Source organism: Schaedlerella arabinosiphila (assembly GCF_003885045.1).
GTDB classification, from domain to species: Bacteria; Bacillota; Clostridia; order Lachnospirales; family Lachnospiraceae; genus Schaedlerella; species Schaedlerella arabinosiphila.
Map to the genome: position 1 here is coordinate 3,355,580 of NZ_RHJS01000002.1, position 19,646 is coordinate 3,375,225.

At 49.4% G+C, this 19,646-nt stretch carries 23 protein-coding genes; 2 read left to right on the forward strand and 21 right to left on the reverse strand.

What is annotated here, in order from left to right:
- Positions 1 to 25: 25 nt before the first annotated feature.
- From nadA to EBB54_RS16040, 5 genes are all read right to left on the reverse strand, one after another.
- Positions 26 to 931: a quinolinate synthase NadA gene (gene nadA / locus EBB54_RS16020; protein ID WP_125128187.1), complete on the reverse strand. Its 906-nt coding sequence runs from the start codon at positions 929 to 931 to the stop codon at positions 26 to 28.
- A 285-nt stretch (positions 932 to 1,216) separates the two neighbouring features.
- Entirely contained in the window at positions 1,217 to 1,810 is a 594-nt protein-coding gene (locus tag EBB54_RS16025) for a DUF6661 family protein (protein WP_125128188.1), read from the reverse strand.
- Entirely contained in the window at positions 1,800 to 2,864 is a 1,065-nt protein-coding gene (locus EBB54_RS16030; protein ID WP_125128189.1) for an AAA family ATPase, read from the reverse strand. Before EBB54_RS16030 ends, EBB54_RS16025 begins: the two co-directional genes overlap by 11 nt.
- A 209-nt stretch (positions 2,865 to 3,073) precedes the next feature.
- A complete protein-coding gene (locus EBB54_RS16035) occupies positions 3,074 to 4,267 on the reverse strand; it encodes a coenzyme F420-0:L-glutamate ligase (protein WP_125130849.1) in 1,194 nt (397 codons plus the stop codon).
- 228 nt (positions 4,268 to 4,495) lie between these two features.
- Positions 4,496 to 5,182, reverse strand: a complete 687-nt coding sequence (locus tag EBB54_RS16040; RefSeq protein ID WP_125128190.1) for a DUF6198 family protein — start codon at positions 5,180 to 5,182, stop codon at positions 4,496 to 4,498.
- A 174-nt stretch (positions 5,183 to 5,356) separates the two neighbouring features.
- Between EBB54_RS16040 and EBB54_RS16045 the strand changes: the two genes are divergently transcribed.
- A complete protein-coding gene (locus tag EBB54_RS16045) occupies positions 5,357 to 6,241 on the forward strand; it encodes a LysR family transcriptional regulator (RefSeq protein WP_004075338.1) in 885 nt (294 codons plus the stop codon).
- A gap of 148 nt (positions 6,242 to 6,389) precedes the next feature.
- On the opposite strand, the gene EBB54_RS16050 is transcribed toward EBB54_RS16045, so the two are convergent.
- From EBB54_RS16050 to EBB54_RS16070, 5 genes are all read right to left on the reverse strand, one after another.
- Entirely contained in the window at positions 6,390 to 6,749 is a 360-nt protein-coding gene (locus tag EBB54_RS16050) for a YccF domain-containing protein (RefSeq protein ID WP_125128191.1), read from the reverse strand.
- Between the two features lie 51 nt (positions 6,750 to 6,800).
- On the reverse strand, positions 6,801 to 7,223 hold the full coding sequence (locus tag EBB54_RS16055) for a hypothetical protein (protein ID WP_125128192.1): 423 nt from the start codon (positions 7,221 to 7,223) through the stop codon (positions 6,801 to 6,803).
- A gap of 290 nt (positions 7,224 to 7,513) precedes the next feature.
- Complete coding sequence (locus EBB54_RS16060) at positions 7,514 to 8,263, reverse strand: energy-coupling factor ABC transporter ATP-binding protein (protein ID WP_125128193.1); 750 nt, start codon at positions 8,261 to 8,263, stop codon at positions 7,514 to 7,516.
- An 11-nt stretch (positions 8,264 to 8,274) separates the two neighbouring features.
- The gene (gene cbiQ / locus EBB54_RS16065) at positions 8,275 to 9,075 is read right to left on the reverse strand and encodes a cobalt ECF transporter T component CbiQ (RefSeq protein ID WP_125128194.1); all 801 of its coding nucleotides are present in this window, start codon (positions 9,073 to 9,075) and stop codon (positions 8,275 to 8,277) included.
- Position 9,076: 1 nt separating this feature from the next.
- Positions 9,077 to 10,078, reverse strand: a complete 1,002-nt coding sequence (locus EBB54_RS16070) for an energy-coupling factor ABC transporter permease (protein ID WP_004075328.1) — start codon at positions 10,076 to 10,078, stop codon at positions 9,077 to 9,079.
- 368 nt (positions 10,079 to 10,446) lie between these two features.
- On the opposite strand from EBB54_RS16070, the gene EBB54_RS16075 reads away from it, so the two are divergent.
- Positions 10,447 to 11,538 (forward strand): response regulator, encoded by a 1,092-nt coding sequence (locus tag EBB54_RS16075; protein WP_125128195.1) that lies wholly within the window; start codon positions 10,447 to 10,449, stop codon positions 11,536 to 11,538.
- Between the two features lie 127 nt (positions 11,539 to 11,665).
- Here EBB54_RS16075 and EBB54_RS16080 read toward each other — a convergent pair whose 3' ends face one another.
- From EBB54_RS16080 to EBB54_RS32645, 11 genes are all read right to left on the reverse strand, one after another.
- Positions 11,666 to 12,871, reverse strand: coding sequence for an ABC transporter permease (locus EBB54_RS16080; protein WP_125130851.1), 1,206 nt, complete (start codon positions 12,869 to 12,871; stop codon positions 11,666 to 11,668).
- Complete coding sequence (locus EBB54_RS16085) at positions 12,871 to 13,647, reverse strand: ABC transporter ATP-binding protein (protein WP_125128196.1); 777 nt, start codon at positions 13,645 to 13,647, stop codon at positions 12,871 to 12,873. The genes EBB54_RS16080 and EBB54_RS16085 overlap by 1 nt, the downstream gene beginning before the upstream one ends.
- 14 nt (positions 13,648 to 13,661) lie before the next feature.
- Positions 13,662 to 14,138: a hypothetical protein gene (locus EBB54_RS16090; protein ID WP_044990220.1), complete on the reverse strand. Its 477-nt coding sequence runs from the start codon at positions 14,136 to 14,138 to the stop codon at positions 13,662 to 13,664.
- On the reverse strand, positions 14,075 to 14,344 hold the full coding sequence (locus EBB54_RS16095) for a helix-turn-helix transcriptional regulator (RefSeq protein WP_004075318.1): 270 nt from the start codon (positions 14,342 to 14,344) through the stop codon (positions 14,075 to 14,077). Before EBB54_RS16095 ends, EBB54_RS16090 begins: the two co-directional genes overlap by 64 nt.
- A gap of 163 nt (positions 14,345 to 14,507) precedes the next feature.
- Positions 14,508 to 15,197 carry a hypothetical protein gene (locus tag EBB54_RS30200; protein WP_154677798.1) on the reverse strand — a complete coding sequence of 230 codons (690 nt, stop codon included), beginning with the start codon at positions 15,195 to 15,197 and terminating at the stop codon, positions 14,508 to 14,510.
- Positions 15,198 to 15,288: 91 nt separating this feature from the next.
- A complete protein-coding gene (locus EBB54_RS16110) occupies positions 15,289 to 16,542 on the reverse strand; it encodes a M56 family metallopeptidase (RefSeq protein WP_125128199.1) in 1,254 nt (417 codons plus the stop codon).
- Entirely contained in the window at positions 16,539 to 16,940 is a 402-nt protein-coding gene (locus EBB54_RS16115) for a BlaI/MecI/CopY family transcriptional regulator (RefSeq protein WP_004075310.1), read from the reverse strand. The genes EBB54_RS16110 and EBB54_RS16115 overlap by 4 nt, the downstream gene beginning before the upstream one ends.
- Before the next feature lie 426 nt (positions 16,941 to 17,366).
- Positions 17,367 to 17,714 carry a PilZ domain-containing protein gene (locus EBB54_RS16120; protein WP_004075308.1) on the reverse strand — a complete coding sequence of 116 codons (348 nt, stop codon included), beginning with the start codon at positions 17,712 to 17,714 and terminating at the stop codon, positions 17,367 to 17,369.
- 137 nt (positions 17,715 to 17,851) lie between these two features.
- Positions 17,852 to 18,670 (reverse strand): 4Fe-4S binding protein, encoded by an 819-nt coding sequence (locus tag EBB54_RS16125; RefSeq protein WP_125128200.1) that lies wholly within the window; start codon positions 18,668 to 18,670, stop codon positions 17,852 to 17,854.
- Complete coding sequence (locus tag EBB54_RS16130) at positions 18,663 to 18,785, reverse strand: CD1871A family CXXC motif-containing protein (RefSeq protein ID WP_408640800.1); 123 nt, start codon at positions 18,783 to 18,785, stop codon at positions 18,663 to 18,665. Before EBB54_RS16130 ends, EBB54_RS16125 begins: the two co-directional genes overlap by 8 nt.
- 370 nt (positions 18,786 to 19,155) lie before the next feature.
- Positions 19,156 to 19,629: a hypothetical protein gene (locus tag EBB54_RS32645; RefSeq protein ID WP_279229970.1), complete on the reverse strand. Its 474-nt coding sequence runs from the start codon at positions 19,627 to 19,629 to the stop codon at positions 19,156 to 19,158.
- Positions 19,630 to 19,646 lie beyond the last annotated feature (17 nt).

Consider the following 19,646-nt stretch of genomic DNA (forward strand, 5'->3'; position numbering starts at 1 on the left):
TACCGGGCGCATTCGTCCGCAAATCTCATTTCCCCAGTTCCAGCATCCTCTCCAGCGGTTTCTTCGACAGCTCCTGCAGCCCGGCATCCACTTCCACCTCGTTTTCCCCGGTTTTCAGCACATGCAGGATCTTATCCGGAGTATTCAGCTTCATATCCCGGCACACCGGCTCTGTATCTGTAAAATAAAACCGCTTTCCCGGGTTGTCCTTTTCCAGCTTCCACCGCACCCCTTTTTCCGTACAGACGATAAACTCCTCACATGCGCTTTTCGACGCATACCCGATGATCTCCGACGTGCTGCCTATGTGATCCGACTGCTCCAGCACCTTTTCTGCACATTCCGGGTGGGACAAAACGATTGCCTCCGGGTGTTCCGCTTTTGCTTTCAGAAGCTCCTGAATCTGTATTTTTTCATGAACCGGGCAATACCCCTCATTGAACAGGAAATGCTTCTCCGGTACCTGCCTTGCCACATAGCGGGCCAGATTTCTATCCGGTATAAAGAAAATCTTCCGGTTCGGCAGGGCCCTCACGATTTTCACCGCATTTGCAGAGGTCACGCATACATCTGAGTGCTTTTTTAGTTCCGCCGTGGAATTGATATAGCATACCACCGCCAAATCCTCATACTGCTCCCGCATCCGTCGGATCATCCCGGCGTCCGCCATATGCGCCATCGGGCAGTCCGCCCCCAGATCCGGCATCAGCACCGTCTTTTCCGGATTGAGTATTTTCGCGCTTTCCCCCATAAAAGCCACTCCGCAGAATACGATCGTCTGCTCCGAAAGCCCCACGGCCACCCTGCTCAGATAAAAAGAATCCCCCACATAGTCCGCAACCTCCTGCACCCCCGGCTCCGCATAATAATGCGCAAGGATGACTGCATCCCTTTCCTTCTTCAACGCATGAATTTCCTCTGTCACTGTCATCTTTCATTTCCTCCCATGCAAATATTCCCCCCCCACTATAGGTTAGGAACAGTTATTGTAATGAACAGATGCCGCGCAGCAATATGCACGGCACCCGCAAACAGCAACCATTATAACATATGATATTACATGTGACAAGACAGATATGTTTACAATTTGTTTTTTTGTTAATTTTCTATCAGCAGCAAGACAGAGACTTTTACATATAGACACGCTCAAAGAAAGCTGAAGATCAAAAAAAAGCACCGTTCAGCAACGGTACTCCTCTTTAGCCGGCCAGCAGAATCAACTGACTATCCTGAATATTTTTTTATTATATGTATTAGAATCCACCACAGATACTTTACAATCCAGCCATTGCATTTTTCTCATAATGCTTCTCTGCAGTTCTGACATAATTGCAGACTTCGGTCTCGTAAAAGTCCCAAAATTTCCTTCTAATACCAAAATAACCAATTTCTTTTTTTCCGTCTGTGAAAAATTTTTTTCAAAAACCGCTTTTGCAATTTCAGCCAGTTGATCCAGTGACTCTTTTCTATCCCCAAAAGAAGAAACTCCGCAAAGGGCAGCAAGTGTCATTGCTACCTTCTGAGGTATTTCTATGTCAAGGCTTTCTCTTTCCCCTACTTCATGAGAAGTGTGCGCCGTATCTCTTTTTTGGTTATTAGGAGCTATTCTCCAGCGATTGTCTCCCTCATGTCCGGTGCAGTTTTTGACTTCAATAAACGCGATCGTATTTTTACTGTCTGAAATGAAATCTACGCCCTTAGACGCAGGAAATTTATTAAATTTGTTTCTATAAAAGGGATCGTCATCAAATTTGACGGTTGTTCCGCCATCCGGAAACTCGAACTGCATACCGCTTTCTTCAACTACCATAAATAATCCCCTGTTCTCTGTCGTATATCGCATCAAATTCCCGCATGATTGCATTATTTTTTAAACCGGATGCCGTTTCTTTCATTTCATACATTACAGCATTTGACTCTGAATCTCGATATAGGGACATGAAACGAATATCCAGTCCATCCAGATTTAATTCCGGATAGACGGTCAGCATATTAAACTCCTGCTGAACAAAATAGTCATGCGTGGTCACAAAAATCTGAACCCCCATTTTGGCCAGTTGTACCATAGCCTGTACAATCGGATGTATCATTCCAGGATTCATATTGGTTTCCGGCTCATCCCAAAAAAGAACTGCATTTTTATTCAGGCTGCCGGATAAGATCAGATAAAGAATCATTGACAGTTTACGATATCCATCAGAAAGCAGCCCCATCTCAAATTCACCCTCGCCTTTTATTTTGAGGTAAAACTTCTTGTCCCTTTGAATGATCTGCCCCTTCATGATCTCCTCAATGCTTTTCAAAATCTCATTCTGTTCATTTGTATTTGGCCCTTTGGAAAGCGGCCTGTCCAGAAGCTTCGCCAGATCATAATACATTTCCTCAAAGTCAATATGGTATTCATCATAAAGGCTCACAAAATGTTCCGTAGTTGAAATCATTTCCTTCGTCGGAATATAAATTGCATCAAATTTCTCGAAAGGAGACATTTGTTCAGACTTGATATCTACATGATTTTCCTGACGGTTTCCAAATCCCACCGATATTTTCTGCTTATTATCAAAAACCATCGCAAATTCCGTGCGGCTGCTTCCCTGCTTTCTTCTGACCAGTCTTCCGACCTTCATTCCATCAGGCCGAAAAACCCCCTGTAATTTTTCAACAACTTGCTTTTCTTCTATATCTTTCGTTGTGACTCCGCGTTTTTCTATGCTCATCGGTTTTAAAAGCGAATACATCACTTTGAGCAGCGTTGTCTTTCCTGTACTGTTCTCACCGCAAATAATATTTATATTTTTTGACCATTCAATTTCTGCTTTGTCAAATAACATAAAATCATTTAAAATAAGTGTTTCTATTTTCATGAAATTTCACCTCTGCAACATGCTATTCCTATTAATATTTCCAGTAACAGGCCTTTTAATCATAACATAGCTTCTTTAAAATAACAATTATTGATCGCCTCATATCAAAAAAACTGCCCGGAAAGGATTCTAACCCCCTTCCCCGGCAGCCTTATTCATCTTACCTTTTTCATTCTATCTCCGTCGATGACCCTTGACCTCAGATTTCATCAGCCCTGCGTATAATTATCAAAATACCCCTGCACCAGGATCACCGGCGTCCCCTTGTCTCCCGACCCGCTGGTCAGGTCACAGAGGGAACCGATCAGGTCCGTGATCCTCCGGGGAGTCGTCCCCTGGGATACCATATCTCCCACCAGGTTCTCCTTCTTCTCCTGAATCCGCCTGGAGATCGCGTCCTTAAGCTCCTTCCCCGACAGATCCTTAAAATCATTGTCCGCCAGATATTTCAGCTTCAATTCATTGGGCGTGCCTTCCAGCCCCTTCGTATTGGCAACCGAAACACATGGGTCAGCCAGCTCCCAGATCTTGCCTACCGGGTCTTTGAACGCGCCGTCCCCATATACCATGACTTCCACATGCTTTCCTGTTTTTTCCAGAATCTGCTTCTGCACATCCTCCACCAGGCCCGTACACTCCCTGGGGAACAGCTTCACCGATTCTTCCGTGGATTTGTTCGAACCAAGCAGCCCGAAACGCTCATTGCATCCGCTGCCGTCCACCGGGCTTGTCAAAATGTCGTCCAGCCCCAGCACAACCTCTGCGCCCGCGTTTTTCAAAATCCGCTTTGTCCTTGCCCGGGTATGTATGTCGCAGGCCAGCACATGCTTCGTATAGTTCAGGATCTCCCGCGGATTGTTGGCAAAGATCACCTCTGCCTCCGCGCCCTGCTCCCGAATCAGTTCACTGTAATAGCTCACATAATCCACACCTGTAAAACGATGCTTGTTCTCCCCGAACAGCTCCCTGTACCTTGCCACATCCAGCACGTCGCTGTACGGGTTGATGCCCGCTTCATCCACCTGATCCAGGGAAACCAGTTCATTTCCCACTTCATCGCTGGGATAGCTCAGCATCAGCACGATCTTCTTCGCACCCCTCGCAATCCCTTTCAGACATACGGCAAACCGGTTGCGGGACAGAATCGGGAAAATTACGCCAATGGTCTCTCCGCCCAGCTTTTCCCTTACATCCTCTGCAATCGCGTCAATGGATGCATAATTCCCCTGGGCTCTTGCCACGATGGACTCCGTTGCCGCGATGACATCCCGGTCATGAAGTGAAAAGCCTTCACTTTCCGCCGCCTCCAGCACGCTCGTCACAATGATATCTGCCAGGTTATCGCCTTCCCGGATAATCGGACACCGGATTCCTCTTGAAACAGTACCTACTTTTCTTTCCATGTTCCATTCCCCTTGTATAATAAAGTGAATCATATCTGCCCAGTCAATCTGCACCCCGTCTGCCAGCTTCGCAGCATCCGTCTGTACAGCACACACCGCTCCTGAACAGGTGCTCATGATCCTGTATCTTTACTTTATCACACCTGAAGGGATTTCACAATGCACTTTTCACAGTAAATTCGAAATCCACCCACATCTGCGGGGTCCACAGCAGCGAATCCATTTCGATTATGCCAGCCGCAGCTTCCGCCTTCTGTAGCTGCCGTTCCTTTGGTATGTCACAAATTCCACATGCCGGTCCAGCCAGCCGTCCAGCCGACCGACCACCTTCCCCATGGTCAGCGCGCTGAGCAGCGTCCCGATCCCCAGACCGCTGATCCCGCCAAGGCATACGAAGGTCAGCACCGCCGTTATGGCCACGCAGATCAGGTCAAAAGAAACCTTGATCCTGGAAAATGCCGTCCCTGTAATATCCGACAGCTCCTTTGGAAATAAATCCGTAGGGATGATCGGCATTTTGCAGCGGTTGGACAGCGCGATCCCCGTGCAGATGATCAGATAGCTGGCCAGAAAATAGCACGCCCGGAACGGAACCGCCGAAGGCAGCGCCTGCATCCATCCCTTATGCACATCCATCATAAGCCCGAACGCAAATCCAACGCCGAAGCTCAGAAGGTACTGCGGCACAAATCTTTTTCTCAGGATCATCAGGCTGAGCACCAGCATGCTCTGAAAAATATACGTCCATGTTCCCAGGGAAAATACCGGAAGCACTTCGCTCAATGCATATGTCATACTGGAAATTGCCGAGATCCCGGTTCCCGAATACAGCATCAGAACCACGCCGAAGCTGTTCATCACAACAATGACCGGAAGCACCAGTTCCCCTCTGACCAGCGTTTTCTTTGTATCCATTTAAAATCCCTCCATTTTTTCATACAGGTTCCTTTCTGCAAATACTAAGTTAACACACATCCATACATAAAACAAATGAATAATTTCTATTTATCCATAGACAATATCTATATATTGATGTACAATCATTCCATCCATATCAGATGAACCACTTATAAAGAAAGAAGGGACTCTATGAACCTGTACCAGTTAAGATATTTCGCGGAACTCGCACATGAACAGCATTACACCAACGCGGCCCAGCACCTGAATATCTCTCAGCCCAGCCTGAGCCACGCCATTTCACAGCTGGAAGAAGAGCTTGGCGTACAATTATTTGAAAAAGCCGGGAGGGGAACCCGGCTGACCGAATACGGACACGAATTTCTGCAGTGCGTCACACGCTCCCTGTCCATCCTGGACAACGGCATTGAAAATATGCGCCGCTACGCAAGGGGCGAGGGCCTGATCCGCCTGGGCTTTCTCACCCAGCTCGGCGTCCAGTTCATTCCCAGGCTGGCATCCCGTTTTCTCTCCCTGAACCCGGACTGCCGGATCAACTTTACCTTCCACGGAGACCGGACGCCGGAACTTCTGGATGGCCTGCGGCTCCGCAAATACGACCTGGTATTCTGTGTGCGCCCCATCGAATCCGACGACCTCTCCTGCGTTCCCATCGACCGCCAGGAGCTCGTCCTGATCGTGCCGAAAGACCATCCCCTGGCCGAAAACCAATCCATCTCCCTGGAAGACACGCTGCAGTATCCCTATATCTATTTCAACAACAAAACCGGCCTGCGTTTCGTCATTGACGAGCTCTTTGAAAAAGTCGGCCGCCGCCCGGAGATCGCCTACGAAACGGACGAGGAACAGATCATCTTCGGCCTGGTCGCCTACGGCTTCGGGATTGCCGTCACCCCCTACCGTGAAATCCTTCTCAAGCTGAATGTAAAGATCCTCCCCATCGTCCGCCCCGCATGGGAGGGCAACATCTATATGGTCACCAACAAACAGACCTACCAGACCCCCGCGGTCAAAAATTTCCGCGATTTTATACTCCGGGAGCTGTTACAGCAATGATCCCCCATACTGAAAACCTGCCGCTAGCAGCTTTTCTGCATACGATGGTATACAAAAAGACTGCCATACCCGCAATTTTATCTTCGGATATGACAGCCTTTTATTACAAGTCACGCCTAGTCCAAGCGCAGCCTGTAAAGTCTTATTTTTAATATACCACGGCCCCGAACGGCATCAATGCCAGCTTCGCCAGTTTAAAATGCTGCAGCCCAAAGGGGATTCCGATCACCGTAATGCACATCACCCCGCCGATCACCAGATGCTCCAGCGCCAGCGGCAGCCCCGAGATCAGCAGCCACACAATATTCAGCAGAAATGAACCCGCTCCGCCGCCATACTGCACATCCTTCCCAAAGGGGAAGAAACTGAGCTGCGCAAATTTGAAGCACTGCAGCCCCACCGGAATCCCCACAATAGAGATACACCACAGACAGCCGGCCAGACACCAGCTCAATCCTGTCACCGCACCGCCAAACACAAACCACAGCAAATTACCTAAACATCCCATATCTGTCATCCTTTCTTTCAAATCCCATTTTAAGAGTGAACATGAATCCTTTTATACCATGTGCTTTAAATCCGCCATCAGCCTTTCTACATAGCCAATCGCTTCCTCCACCTGTTCCCTGGCCTCTTTGATCCTGGTCTGCACCAGATAATCCGCTACAAGGCCGTCAAAGAAAAAGTCCGCAAACGAAAGAAATGTACTGACCTCCATCCGCAGCTCCAGCGGGAGCTGCACATCCCCCAGCTCCTTCTGAAACCGCTGCAGGTCTCTTTTCGCCGTCTCCATGTACTCCGCTGCTTCATTCATTCTCGAATGCTTAAACATGTCGATCACAAATCCCCCTCCGAGCAAGTCGGCAATCCCCCATTTTCTTGCGCTTTCCAGCTTTTCCTGTGCCGCGCGCAGGCTGGCGAGCGCCCGTGCTCCCGCGCCCATCGCTTCTCTGATCTCCTGTTTCATTTGTTCATCTGCCATTTCCATTTCCTCACTTTCTTAAGTACTCGCAACTTTTGAATCCCAGCAAGTTTATGTGGCTTTTCGTTTCATATGCTAATTAAAAAAAGACTCCTATTATGACACCAGCCACAATAAAAGTCTTGCTATCTCATTTGATACGGATATCTCTCGATATCGGTTGACGGTTTCAAACCCATCCGGTTTCGGATGTTCAGCTACTCCCTTTCAATTGCTTGACAAAAATATATCACTCTTCCCCTCTCCTGTCAAGCATCTTAAGGAAATCTTCAGGATTTTGACATACTATTTTATTCCGCCTTACCTGTCCTCCCCTGGAGGCAGAGAGGCAGCTCCAGCCCGTTCTCTTCCAGCAATTCCCGATCCGTAAGGATCACGTCTGTGGGCCCGTCCTTCACGATCCGCCCGTCCGCCATCAGCACCGTCCTCTCACAGGTGTCCAGCACCAGATCCAGGTCATGGGACGCAATGATCTTCAAGTGCTCAAATGAATTTAAAATCCGGATCAGATTCCGCCGGTTTCTCGGATCCAGCGCAATCGACGGCTCGTCCATCAGAATGATATCCGGCGTCATGGACAGGATCGTCGCGATGGAGACCAGCTTCTTCTCTCCCCCCGACATCTTGTAGATCTGCTTCTCCTTCAGATGGGAAATCCCGGTCATTCGAAGCGCCTCTTCCACCCTTCTGTCCACTTCCTGCTCCGGCAGCCCATAATTCCTCGGAGCAAATGCAATATCCTCATAAGCCGTATTCATAAAAAGCTGGCTGTCCGAATCCTGGAATACATACCCGATCTTCGAACGGATCTGGGCCAGCGTACGCTTTTCCACCGGAATTTCCTCGATCCTTATGGAGCCTGAAAAATCCAGGTTCAGCCCTACCAGCAGCTTCAGAAACGTGGATTTTCCCACGCCGTTTGCACCGATGATCCCGATGGAATCCCTCTCCGATGCGTGCAGCGAAATCTGCCCCAGAATCTCCTTCCCCTTTTCATACCCAAACGAAACCTGTTCTACATCGATGTGTATATGGCTCATATCCGCCCCTCCTATGAAAACAGCCCTCCGACGACCAGGATCACCGGCCAGATCCGAAACACGGCAAACACCCCCAGCCAGAACAGGAGGTATGCCAGATCCTGCCGCACAAATCCGATCCGTTCCCGCATATACTGATACTCCCCCTGATACCCTCTAAGCAGCATACTTTCATAAACCTCATTTGCCCGATCCACGCTGCGCAGAAGCAGCTGCCCCGCAAGCGATCCCCATGCCCGAAAATGAATCCCCTTCTGGTGGGGCGCCCGCAGCATATACGCCTGGGTGATCCGGTTTACTTCCTCCAACAGAACCGTGACATAGCGGTAAGTCAGCATAAACTGCGTCACCACCGCCTTTGGAACATGCAGCATACGCAGCGCGCAGCAAAGCTTTTCCACAGAAGTCGTGGCGATCAGAAGATAGGAAGCCAGCACACTGAACACCCCTTTCAGGATCAAAGTCACCATGGACAGGATTCCCCCATTGACCCGAATCCCGTCAATCAGCACATAATGTTTATCCAGAAAGGGGTTCAGGATGCCCACAAAACAGACAAGCGGCAGCACGATCCGAAGACGCTTTAAGCTGTCCGCAAAAGACAGCTCCGCCAGCAGAAACACAGCCATCGGATAGACCAGCATCCCCACGGTTCCCGCCGCGTCATATTTCTGAAAAGATACCACCGTCGAAATATACACAACCGTCAGCACAAGCTTGACCAGCGGATGCACCCGGTTCACCCACTGATCCCTTGATGAGAGCATATCCATATGATGGATTTCATAAATGGCCCCGTTGATCTGATTCATACTACTCCTGTTCCGAACACTTTCTAAACAACTTGAATATATGACACAATCCCGCGCAGAGCGCAACCACCGCCGCCGCTCCCGCAATTCCCGAAACAGAGGTTCCAAGCGCTGACTCGGAGCCTTTCAGCCCATAGTCCGGCAGAAGGGAGGTGGTCTCCTGGATGGAACCTGCTGCTTCATAGATCCCGCCGTCCGCTTCCAGCTCGGCCCCTCCGGCTACCTTTTCGATGGACCATTCCAGTCCGTCCGGATTGGAAGACGCTGCCAGTGACAAAAGCCCTCCGGTCAGCACCGCCGCCGCTGCCAGGACAGCTAAAGTATGCCGGAAGGAAAATCTGCCCTCTTCCTGCTCTTTCTCCGTGCTTCCGAAAAGAAGCTCCGGCCTTGCCTCATAGACAAACACAAGCACCGCCGCCGTAATCAGCCCTTCCACAAATCCGATTGCCAGGTGGATCGGCTGCATGGTTCCCACAAATATCCCAAACGGCAGTTCCGTGATTCCAGAGACATAAGTCTCCAGACACACGCTGAACGCCCCAAGCTGCAGAGTCAGCACACATCCCAGGATGGAGGCCGCCGCAATCTTCACTTTGGACATCCCGCCCTTCATCATAGGCTTCCAGATCAGCAGCGCCCCCAAAAAACATCCGTAAAAAGCCATATTCCAGATATTGCAGCCCAGCGCCAGAAGCCCCCCGTCGGCAAATAAAAGCCCCTGGATCAGCAGCACTCCGATCATCGTCAGAAATCCCCCCCAGGGTCCCAGCAGCGCAGACAGCATCATTCCGCCGCACAAGTGCCCGCTGGAGCCTGTACCGGGAATCGTAAAATTAATCATCTGCGCCGCAAAAACAAACGCGCCCATAACCCCCATGACCGGCACCTTCTTTGTGTCTATGTCCAATTTTACCTGTTTCACCGAATATACCGCCGCTGCCGCCGAGCAGGCAAACATGGTTCCCGCCACCGCCGGAGCCACCAGAGCATCCGCCATATGCATAGCAATCCCTCCCATAAAAACATTTTCTTCTTACAACTGTCATCTTCTTACTATAACAGACTACCATATCACAGCAGCAATGCAAGCCCCCCTGGGGGTTATATTATTGAAACATGGCAGGATTTGTGCTACACTGGAACTATACAGAAAACCTGTCACTGGCAGCTTTTCTGCATACGATGGTATACAGAAAGCCTGCCGCCGGCAGCTTTTCTGCGTGCTATGGTACATATATATACAAATACCGGCTGCCGCGCGGCGGGGTGCGCGCTCCGGGAAATGCAGCAAAAAGAGACACCAGATAAAAAAGCCTCCCCGGAAAGTACAGAGATCAGACCGGTGTCTCCGGATAAAATTGAGGTGGCACTATGCATAGGATTTTAGTAGCAGATGATGTGGAAATCAACCGCGAAATACTGCGTGATATGCTGATGGACGATTATATTGTAGAGATCGCGGAGGACGGTGCCCAGGCCGTTCAGAAGCTGCAGGAATGCCCGGACGGCATCGCAGCCCTTCTTCTGGACCTGCAGATGCCGAATATGGACGGCTACGCGGTCCTGGACTGGATGAACGAGCATAAAAAGCTCAAAACCGTACCGGTTCTGATCATCAGCAGCGAGAGATCCGCAGCGATTGAAAACTATTGCTTCGAACTGGGCGTTTCGGATTTTATACACAAGCCCTTTAACAGCTCCATTGTAAAGAAGCGTGTAGACAATATCGTAGAACTGTTCGACCGCAAAAACGGCCTGGAGCAAAAGGTCGCCATGCAGACCAGGACTCTGGAAGAACAGCGCCAGATCATCCGCCTCCACACGCGGCAGCTCAGAGATACAAGGATTTTCAATGATCTGATGATGCAGTACCGCAGCGCCATCATGGTAGTGGAAGCCAAGCTCAAAGTACTCTACGAAGAATTTGCCCATGAATATAACCGCAATCCCTTTGAGTCCATCAAAAGCAGGCTCAAATCGCCGGAGAGCATCTATGAAAAGCTGGATCGGAAAGGATTTCCCATTACGGTAGAAAGTATCCGTGAATACCTGTTCGACGTGGCAGGCGTCCGCGTAATCTGCTCCTTCCCGGACGATATTTACCGTCTGGCCAATCTGGTGGTGCAGTCGAACGACATCATTCTGGTACAGAAAAAGGACTACATCAAGAACCCCAAGTCCAACGGCTACCGCAGCCTGCACCTGATCCTGGATGTGCCGATTTTCCTCTCCATCGGAAAGCAGTATGTAAAGGTGGAAATGCAGTTCAGGACCATTGCCATGGACTTTTGGGCCAGCCTGGAGCACAAGCTGAAATACAAAAAAGACGTGGAAAATACAGAGGAAATCGAACGGCAGCTAAAAGTCTGCGCCGACTCCATTGATGTGCTGGATTACCAGATGATGCAGATCCGCAGCAAAATCGACAAAGGAAATACTGCATTGCTGACACGGGATTTTTAGAACCGCGCCCCATCCCAAACTCAAGACGCTCCTTTGTTACGGCCATACGGATTATTTTAGCATAACAACAAAAAAACGGCTTATGTTCACCCACTTACCAGTGAACATAAGCCCATTTTTTGCTCTTTTATATTGCCATCGTCTTTTCGCTTTCAAATGCCTTCGCGATCACTCCCACAAGCACCGCCCCCAGCGCCAGCGTGACTCCCAGTGTCATCCCGTACTGCGCAAACGTCACCTCCTGGGTCAAAATCCCCTGCAGCGTGATGGACGTATTATAAATCGGTATCATATAGAACCAGCTCTTTGGCGTATTCGTTGTAAACATCGTCATAATCCCAAGCACCAGAACCAGCATATACATCGGCATCACGTAGGAACTCGCCTCCTTGACCGTTTTCGCAAACACGGAAACCAGCACGATGATGGCCGAATACAAAAATGCGATAGCCACCAGCAGCACCGCCAGCATTCCGATCTGTTGGGGACTCAGCGCCAGACTGACGCCTAAGTCCTCCCCTGAAGCGCCGCCCAGCATCTGGGGCATAAAGATCACCATAGCAGCCACATACACCACCGAAGACACCCCGGAAATGATCATCAGCGCAGAAACCTTTCCCAGCACAATGGAGCTCCGTTTGATCGGAGACACCAGCAGGCTGGCCATCGTCCCCCGCTCCTTCTCTCCGGCCACCATGTCCGTTCCGATCCCCATAGCCCCGGCAAACAAAAGGATGGTCACAAAGTACGGCAGCATCGTTCCCAGCATCTTCCCTCCGGCCTTCTGGTCATCCTGGATGATCATGTCCGGATTATCCGAATTTACGGTAAATACCGTCAGCTGCTGCATGTCCTCTACCCGCTCGGCCAGCAGCGCCTGCCGGTACATTTCCAGCGCCCCCGAAGAGATCATATTGAATGCAGCCCTGGAATACTCCTCAGACGGATTGTAGTAGGTCTTCACCTGTACGATCTCGTCCCCCTTCTGATAATTCTTAACCGACTCCGTAAAATTCTCCGGGAACTCGATCCAAAGGTCGGCCTCCCCGTTTCGGATCTGCTCCTTCAGGATTTCTTTGTCTTCCACAGGCCGGATCTCACAGGAGACCTCCGCCTGTTTCAAAAACCCTTCAAAATCTGCAGGCGCATGCTCCACAAAAATGACAGAGACATGCTCCTCCACGTCCTGTTCCGCTTTTTTACTCATATTGCTGACAAGGCTCATCACCACAATCATGATCACAACCGGAAGGAAAAATACAGAAAAGATCATCTTTCCGTCCTTGAACACACGCGCCAGCTCCTTGCCGCAGATCTGCTTGATCCCGCTTATCATAACGCCTCCCCCTTTCTCCCCCTGTAAAGTTCAAAAAATGCGTCCTCCAGATCCTCTGTACCGGTCTCCTGGAGAATCTCCCCAAGCCTTCCCTCGGCCACCTTTTGTCCGTCAATGATGACGCCGATCCGGTCGCAGATCTTCTCCGCCTCGGACATGATGTGGGTGGAAATGATCACCAGCTTGCCCTCGTTCCTGAGCTTTTTCAGGTAATCCGTCACCCCTCTCGCCGTCACCACGTCCAGCCCGTTGGTAGGCTCGTCGAAGATCACAATATCCGGGTCGTGAACAAGGCACACTGCGATGGCCGCCTTCTGCCCCATTCCGGTAGACAATTCCTTGATCTTCTTATGTGCAAAATCCCGGATCTCAAAGTACTCAAACAGCTCTTCCTTCCTTGCCTGCAGCTTTTCCTGCGGCACATGGTGAAGCCTTCCGAAAAAATCAAACATGTAATCCACGGAAAACTGCGGATCCAGCTTGATGTCCCCGGTCAGAAAACCGATCCGCTCCCGCACCTGCTCCGGTTCTTTCTGCACCTCGTGCCCGGCCACATAGATCTCCCCCCGGGTCGGACGGATGATAGTGGAAATGCATCTGAGGGTGGTGGTCTTTCCCGCCCCGTTGGGCCCCAACAGCCCGTAGATCTCTCCCGGCACCGCCCGGAGGCTTAAATCATCCACCGCGGTCTTTATCGGGTTGGTGGTCTTGGATTCCTTCATCTGCTTCTTATTCAGCTTATAAATCTTCGTCAGATTCCTGATCTCAATCATACTCCTTACCTTCCTTACATTCTTTTATCATAGATAAATCTTCCCACAATGAACAGGACAAAATACAGCATCACCAGCCCCCATGCCGTCCAGAATACCTCCATACTGAAAAATCCGGAAACAAGCATGATCACATATCCTGTCATAATCAGCAGCACCCCAGCCGTATTATGCGCTTTTAAAGTGAGCTGGATATTCCGCTCATCAAATTCCTGCAGCCGTTTCATCCGAAGCTTCTTCTCATCACGCAGGAGGCTTCTGATCCGCAGAAACAATATAATGCTTGCCACAAGTATCCCGCATCCGAGTCCCATGTACAGGCCGGCCACAAAGTCCTTCTCCTCCCTGACCCGTATAAGAATGACCGACACTGCGATGGATGCCGCTCCCCCGAGCATCAGCACCGGGATAAAACGCCTTCTTGTCTTTAAAGTTTCCCTGTATTCCTCATCTGTATTCGCGGGTCCCCATATTGATGACATAAACAACATACGTTTTCCTCCTCCAAATCAAATATAAAAATGTCTTCAATCCTCATCCCAAAGTACTGCGCGATCTTATGGGCAAGAACCAATGACGCCCTGTACCTCCCGTTTTCCAGGGAAATGATCGTCTGCCGCGTCACGTCCACCGCATCCGCAAGCTCACTCTGGGTAATCCGCCGCTCTTTCCTCAGTTCCTGGATTCTGTTCTTCACCTCGCCCCCCCCCTCCAGATTTTTCAGAAGTCACGTTTCCAAAAAATAGTAAAGTTAACTTGACCATTTTAGTATAGTTTGCTTTACAATAATTGTCAAGCGGATTTTACAAAAAAAAACAGCAAACGACTATTATTCGCTGCTGTTTTACAATGTATTCCGCCTATCCTTTCAGATCCATCCGCATCCTCGAAACCTGATCCCGAAATGCGGCAGCCCGGTATTTCTGTACAATCAAAGCTTTCACTCCGGGCACAGCCGCCGGACTTTTCTGCCCTGCCGAAAGCGTTCTCCCGGAAACGGCAGCCGAATATTCCTTCCCTGCCGAACCTCCCGCTTCGAAATCCCCTGACAGTGAAACCTCCATCAGGCATCTTTCCTGAGCCAGCTGTACGCAGATTTTATCCATATCCGCATCGTATCTGCCAGGAACAACGCAGCCCGCGTCACCCGTCCCCTGCATGTTCGGATCTCCTCCCGCAGACTGCACTCTTTCCACAGCCGTCGTTTCCACAGCCGGCTCTCTTGCTGCCTGTTCCGCAGCTTTCTGTGCTTCTCGCTCCGCTGCTTTCTCTGCCGCTTTCTCCTCCAGCCGGATCTCCCGTTCTGCTTTTTCTTCCTGTCTTGCCGCTTCCTGGGCTTCTTTTAGTTCCTCCCGGGCTTTTTCCAATGACTCTTCCGCCTGATCCAGTTTCATTCCGCCATATGTTCCGGCCCGTTCGATCAGTTCCAGATCCGGGTTTCTCTTATGCAGTTCCCGTGATACCATATTCATTGGCTTTAACGCCGCTTTTGCACTGGAATCCGCCGACATCAGTGCAATACTCAATCCGCCTGTTATTAAATTCGCCATACTTCCTCCTTCCGATATGCTGCAGCCGCCTGCCCCTTTGATGTCTATAGTCAATTTGCCCGGCAAATCGGCCGCCCACTCTGCCATAGTTTCATATCATTTTTAAGATCCGTGCCGTAATATATACATCACTGTCCTCATAGGGGATTTCCAGCCGTTCCTCCTGCCCACTGTAATCCACATATACAAGATTTCCGTTTCCGCCGAAGCCAGGCAGTTTTTCATATCCGCCAAAAAGAAGTGTGAACTGAGAATCTTCAATCCCATATTCCCGCAGGACAACATCCATGGCCGCCCTGTCTATATACACCTTTTCCTCGTCAGCCGAAACCGCCTTTCTGAGCATCCCGCTGTCTTTCAGAACCCAGTATTCCTCCGCGTCATTCGTGACCACCATGTCCATGAGTTTCACATAACGGGGAAATGAATTTCCGTAAATCATCAGAAAGATCCCCGCCAATACCGCCAGTGCGCAGACACATAAAATCCGCACCCTCCGCTTTTCATACGGCGCATATTCCATGATCCTCAGTATTCTCTGCCGGACTTCCCTGTATTCCTTTTCCCCCGCAAATGCAGCCGTCCCTCCAGGAGTCTCCTCCTGCAGGATTTTGATTGACCCGATCAGAAGCTTTCCATATTCATAAGCATCCATACCGCCCTCCTGCATGGCCGCCTGGTCGCAGATATCCTCCAGATCCTCCCGGAACTCCCGCATACAAACGCTCAAAAGGAAGTTCGGCCACAGCAGAACCCGGATCACGTCCCAGAGCAGATAATACCACAGATGCCCCAGCCGGATATGCGTTTTTTCATGAAACAGGATCATCTCCAGTTCTTCAGTCCCAAACTGCTCGATCATCACCGCCGGAACAGCGATTCCCGGATGAAATACCCCTGCCGCAAAGGGCGTAGCCGCCATCTCACAGACAAACACCTCCTGGCCGCAGATATACCGCTTTTCCATATGATGCAGCATCCTGTGAAGATTGCTGCGCTTTCGAATGATGACGGCCGCACTGACGGCCATACACAGCACATAGCCATATCTGGCCGGCCGGCATACCATGCAGAGATCGTTCCACCACATAAACAGCCTGCACATCCAACGGCTGTCATAAAACAGGTTCAGCTTCCCCAAAAAAGGAACTGCCAGAAATATCCCCCACACCATTCCCTTCAAAAAAATCTTCTTTCTCAATATCCCTCTGCGCAAAATAAGCACCGCAGCCAGTATCGGAAATGAAAGCAGGGCGCATCGTCCCAGCTGTATGGAAAAATAAACGGTAAGATCATCCAGCAGACTCACGAAACGCAGAAAGCTCCACCATATATTCCAGATCATTTCTTTCCTTTCCCCCTGCTCTTCTCCAAGATTTCTTCCAGCTCGCTGATCTGTTCGTCCGTCAGCGCAATGCTCTGGATCAGCGACGCAAGCGCGCCAGTCTGATTCCCCGAAAAATAACTGTCCGCAAATCTCCTGCTCTTGCTCCTCAGACATTCCTCCTTAGATTTCAACACCGAATAGTGATAAACCCTGGAATCCTTCTCATCCACTGTATGGCTCAGGATTCCCTTCTGGCACAGACGATTCATCAGCACACGGATCATCTTCGGTGTCATATCCAGTTTTCCTTTCAGCTTTTGGATCACTGCAGATGACGTCAGCGGCCCGTCACTTTCCCAAAATACTTCCATGATCAGCCATTCACTTTCACTTGGAGTTGTATCTTCATTCCCCATAAACGCTCTCCTTTCCATTTCCCGAAAACCCCGCTTTCCAAAAACGATTCTTCCTGTTACAGTATATATATCGGATAACATTTGTTTATTGTTAACATCCGTTTTCCATTTTTTTATATTTTTTAACAGTAAGGCAAAACACCTCCTGTCCCCATCCCTTCCGCACACAAAAAAGAACTGTCGGAAAATTCGGAATTTCCCCCATACGCACTGCCAGTTCTTACAAATTGCAATGTCGTATCGTATAGAAATTCCGTCTCCCGACAGTTCCTTTTTTTGTGTCTCAAATATCCGTTCGACCCCCACAGACCATGCCCTGCACCGAACCTCTATGATGATCTTCCTGCCGCGCCTAGCGTGCTGACACATTTACTTTCATTCAAATATGTCAGTACACTAGGCACGGCCTGCTAAACTGAATATATACTAATTTTCATTGATGCGGTTCAGCATCTCATAGATCTCAATCCGCTTTGCATTCACTTCCGGCAGTCCCATGAAGATCGTACCGCATATGTACCGCTCTTCCTTTGTCTGCTCAATCCGGACCACCTTCAAAAATGCATGGATCACCTCGTCGGTCCAGAGTTTCAAATGCGCTTCATACACTGCTCCGATAGACAACGGACTATTGCAGATGAATCCGACACCCGTCTTGGATACATCCAACACCTCAATCTCTACTTCTTCTGCCTTCACTGAATCATCATTCATATTTTTAATCAACAGCTTTGCCGACAGGCTCATACGTCTGTCCTTTCTTTTTTCTTCCATCTTCCGCTAGCTCCTTTCACAGCAATTCTTTCTACTTTTAATTTTAGACCATTTATCTAAATTTGTAAAGCGGACAGACCGAACTGTTTTATTTTTTAACAACAGGAGTAGTTATTAACAGCATGCTCCTGTTTTGTTTAACGGATGGCCTTCACCGGACATACCTTCTTGCATGCCCCGCAGCGGATACATTCCGGGTCGTTGGGATTCTTTACCGGATCTACCTGCATTTTACAGACATGCGCACAGGCTTTGCACTTCACACATTTTTCCTGATCCACCCGATACCGGAACACGGAAATCGGATTAAATACCGAATAGACCGCCCCCAGCGGACATAGATACTTACAGAACGGCCGATAGACCACGATCGAAAGCACAACGGTAATCAGCAGCAGAACGTTCTTCCACACGTAAAGCCACCCAAGTGCGCTCCTCAGGGATTGGTTCAGCAAAACCAATGGAATCCCGCCCTCCAATGTCCCTGCCGGACAGATCAGCTTACAAAAATAGGGCGCCCCCTGTCCCAGGATATCCACCAAAAACATCGGCAGCAATATAACAAATACAATCAGTATCAGGTATTTTAATTTTCTCAATATCCTGTCCCCGCGAAAAGACGCGATCTTTTTCGAAAACGGAATCTTATGGAGCAGATCCTGGATCAATCCGAACGGGCAGAACCATCCGCACACAAACCTGCCGATCAGTGCGCCTACAAACATCAAAAATCCTGCCACATAAAACGTCAATTTAAAATTCCAGCTCCCGATGACAGCCTGCATAGCCCCGATCGGACATGCCCCGAGAGCTCCCGGACAGGAATAACAATTCAAGCCGGGGACGCAAAGATTTTTCAGCTTCCCCTTATAAATCTTCCCCTGCGCAAACCCCAACAGATAGCTGTTGGTAAGCAGCGCCCATATTGCCTGTATCCCATGTCGTCTCTTATCCAATTCCAATACACTCCAAACATATGTTAATCGCCTTTTCCAGCACTACCGCCGCTTCCCCCCGGTAAATCCCGAACCCCATCATAGCAAGCCCGGCCGCCGTCAGCAAAAGCCCCATCCGGGAAGAGCGCAATAAGCGGCTCATTGTACCGCTCCTGTCCGTTCTTTTTTCACAATGTCTATCCGCCCTTCCAGGGAATGGTTTTCCAAACAGTTCTCGCTCACAGTATCCTCCTCCTGATCTGCCAAAAAACGCTCCGATTTTTTGACCAGTTCCTTCTGATTTTTTTATTATACTACATCCAGAATATTTGCGCAAATTATTCATATTTCTATATGACTCCCCGCTTGTTTTTTTAGCAATATGCTGTGCACTGACCATGTTTACATGAATGAACACCCTAAAACCATGCAAATATCCCGGAGGTTCCGTTGATCGCGGCCTCCGGGATACATTTATGGCTTTTGTTAATTTATATCTTGAAATATCAGGTGTACGCCAAGCTGGCGTTCATATATCCCAAGATTGCTTGAATCGGATCTGGTCCGCTTGACCTTGCATAAAATAACAGCATCAGCCTTGTGTTCTTCTCTACCCGTCTGTTCGTCCTGACCTCGCCGCTCAGCATAGTCCCGGAGGGCATTGTATCAGTAATGGAGGGCGATAGGGTAATCAGCGTTTCATCAATAGCTGTAAATATATTGCTCATTTCCTTGTCCTCGTAAAGTTGTGCGCTTATCGTAACAGTAGGGATAGTTATAAAGGACAAAGGAAAGGTGTAGAAAAAAGCCATCAAGCCATTGATCTCAATATCGAAAGGAACCGTAAAGTAACAATTTCTGACATATTCGGCTATATTTTCCACATTTATCGTAGAGCTTAACGGCGAGGGTCCCTGTCCGCTAACACCAAAACCGATCAAAGCCGGCGAGCCTGGGAGACCATCCTGAATTATTGTCATCGTAGCAGGACTCTGTG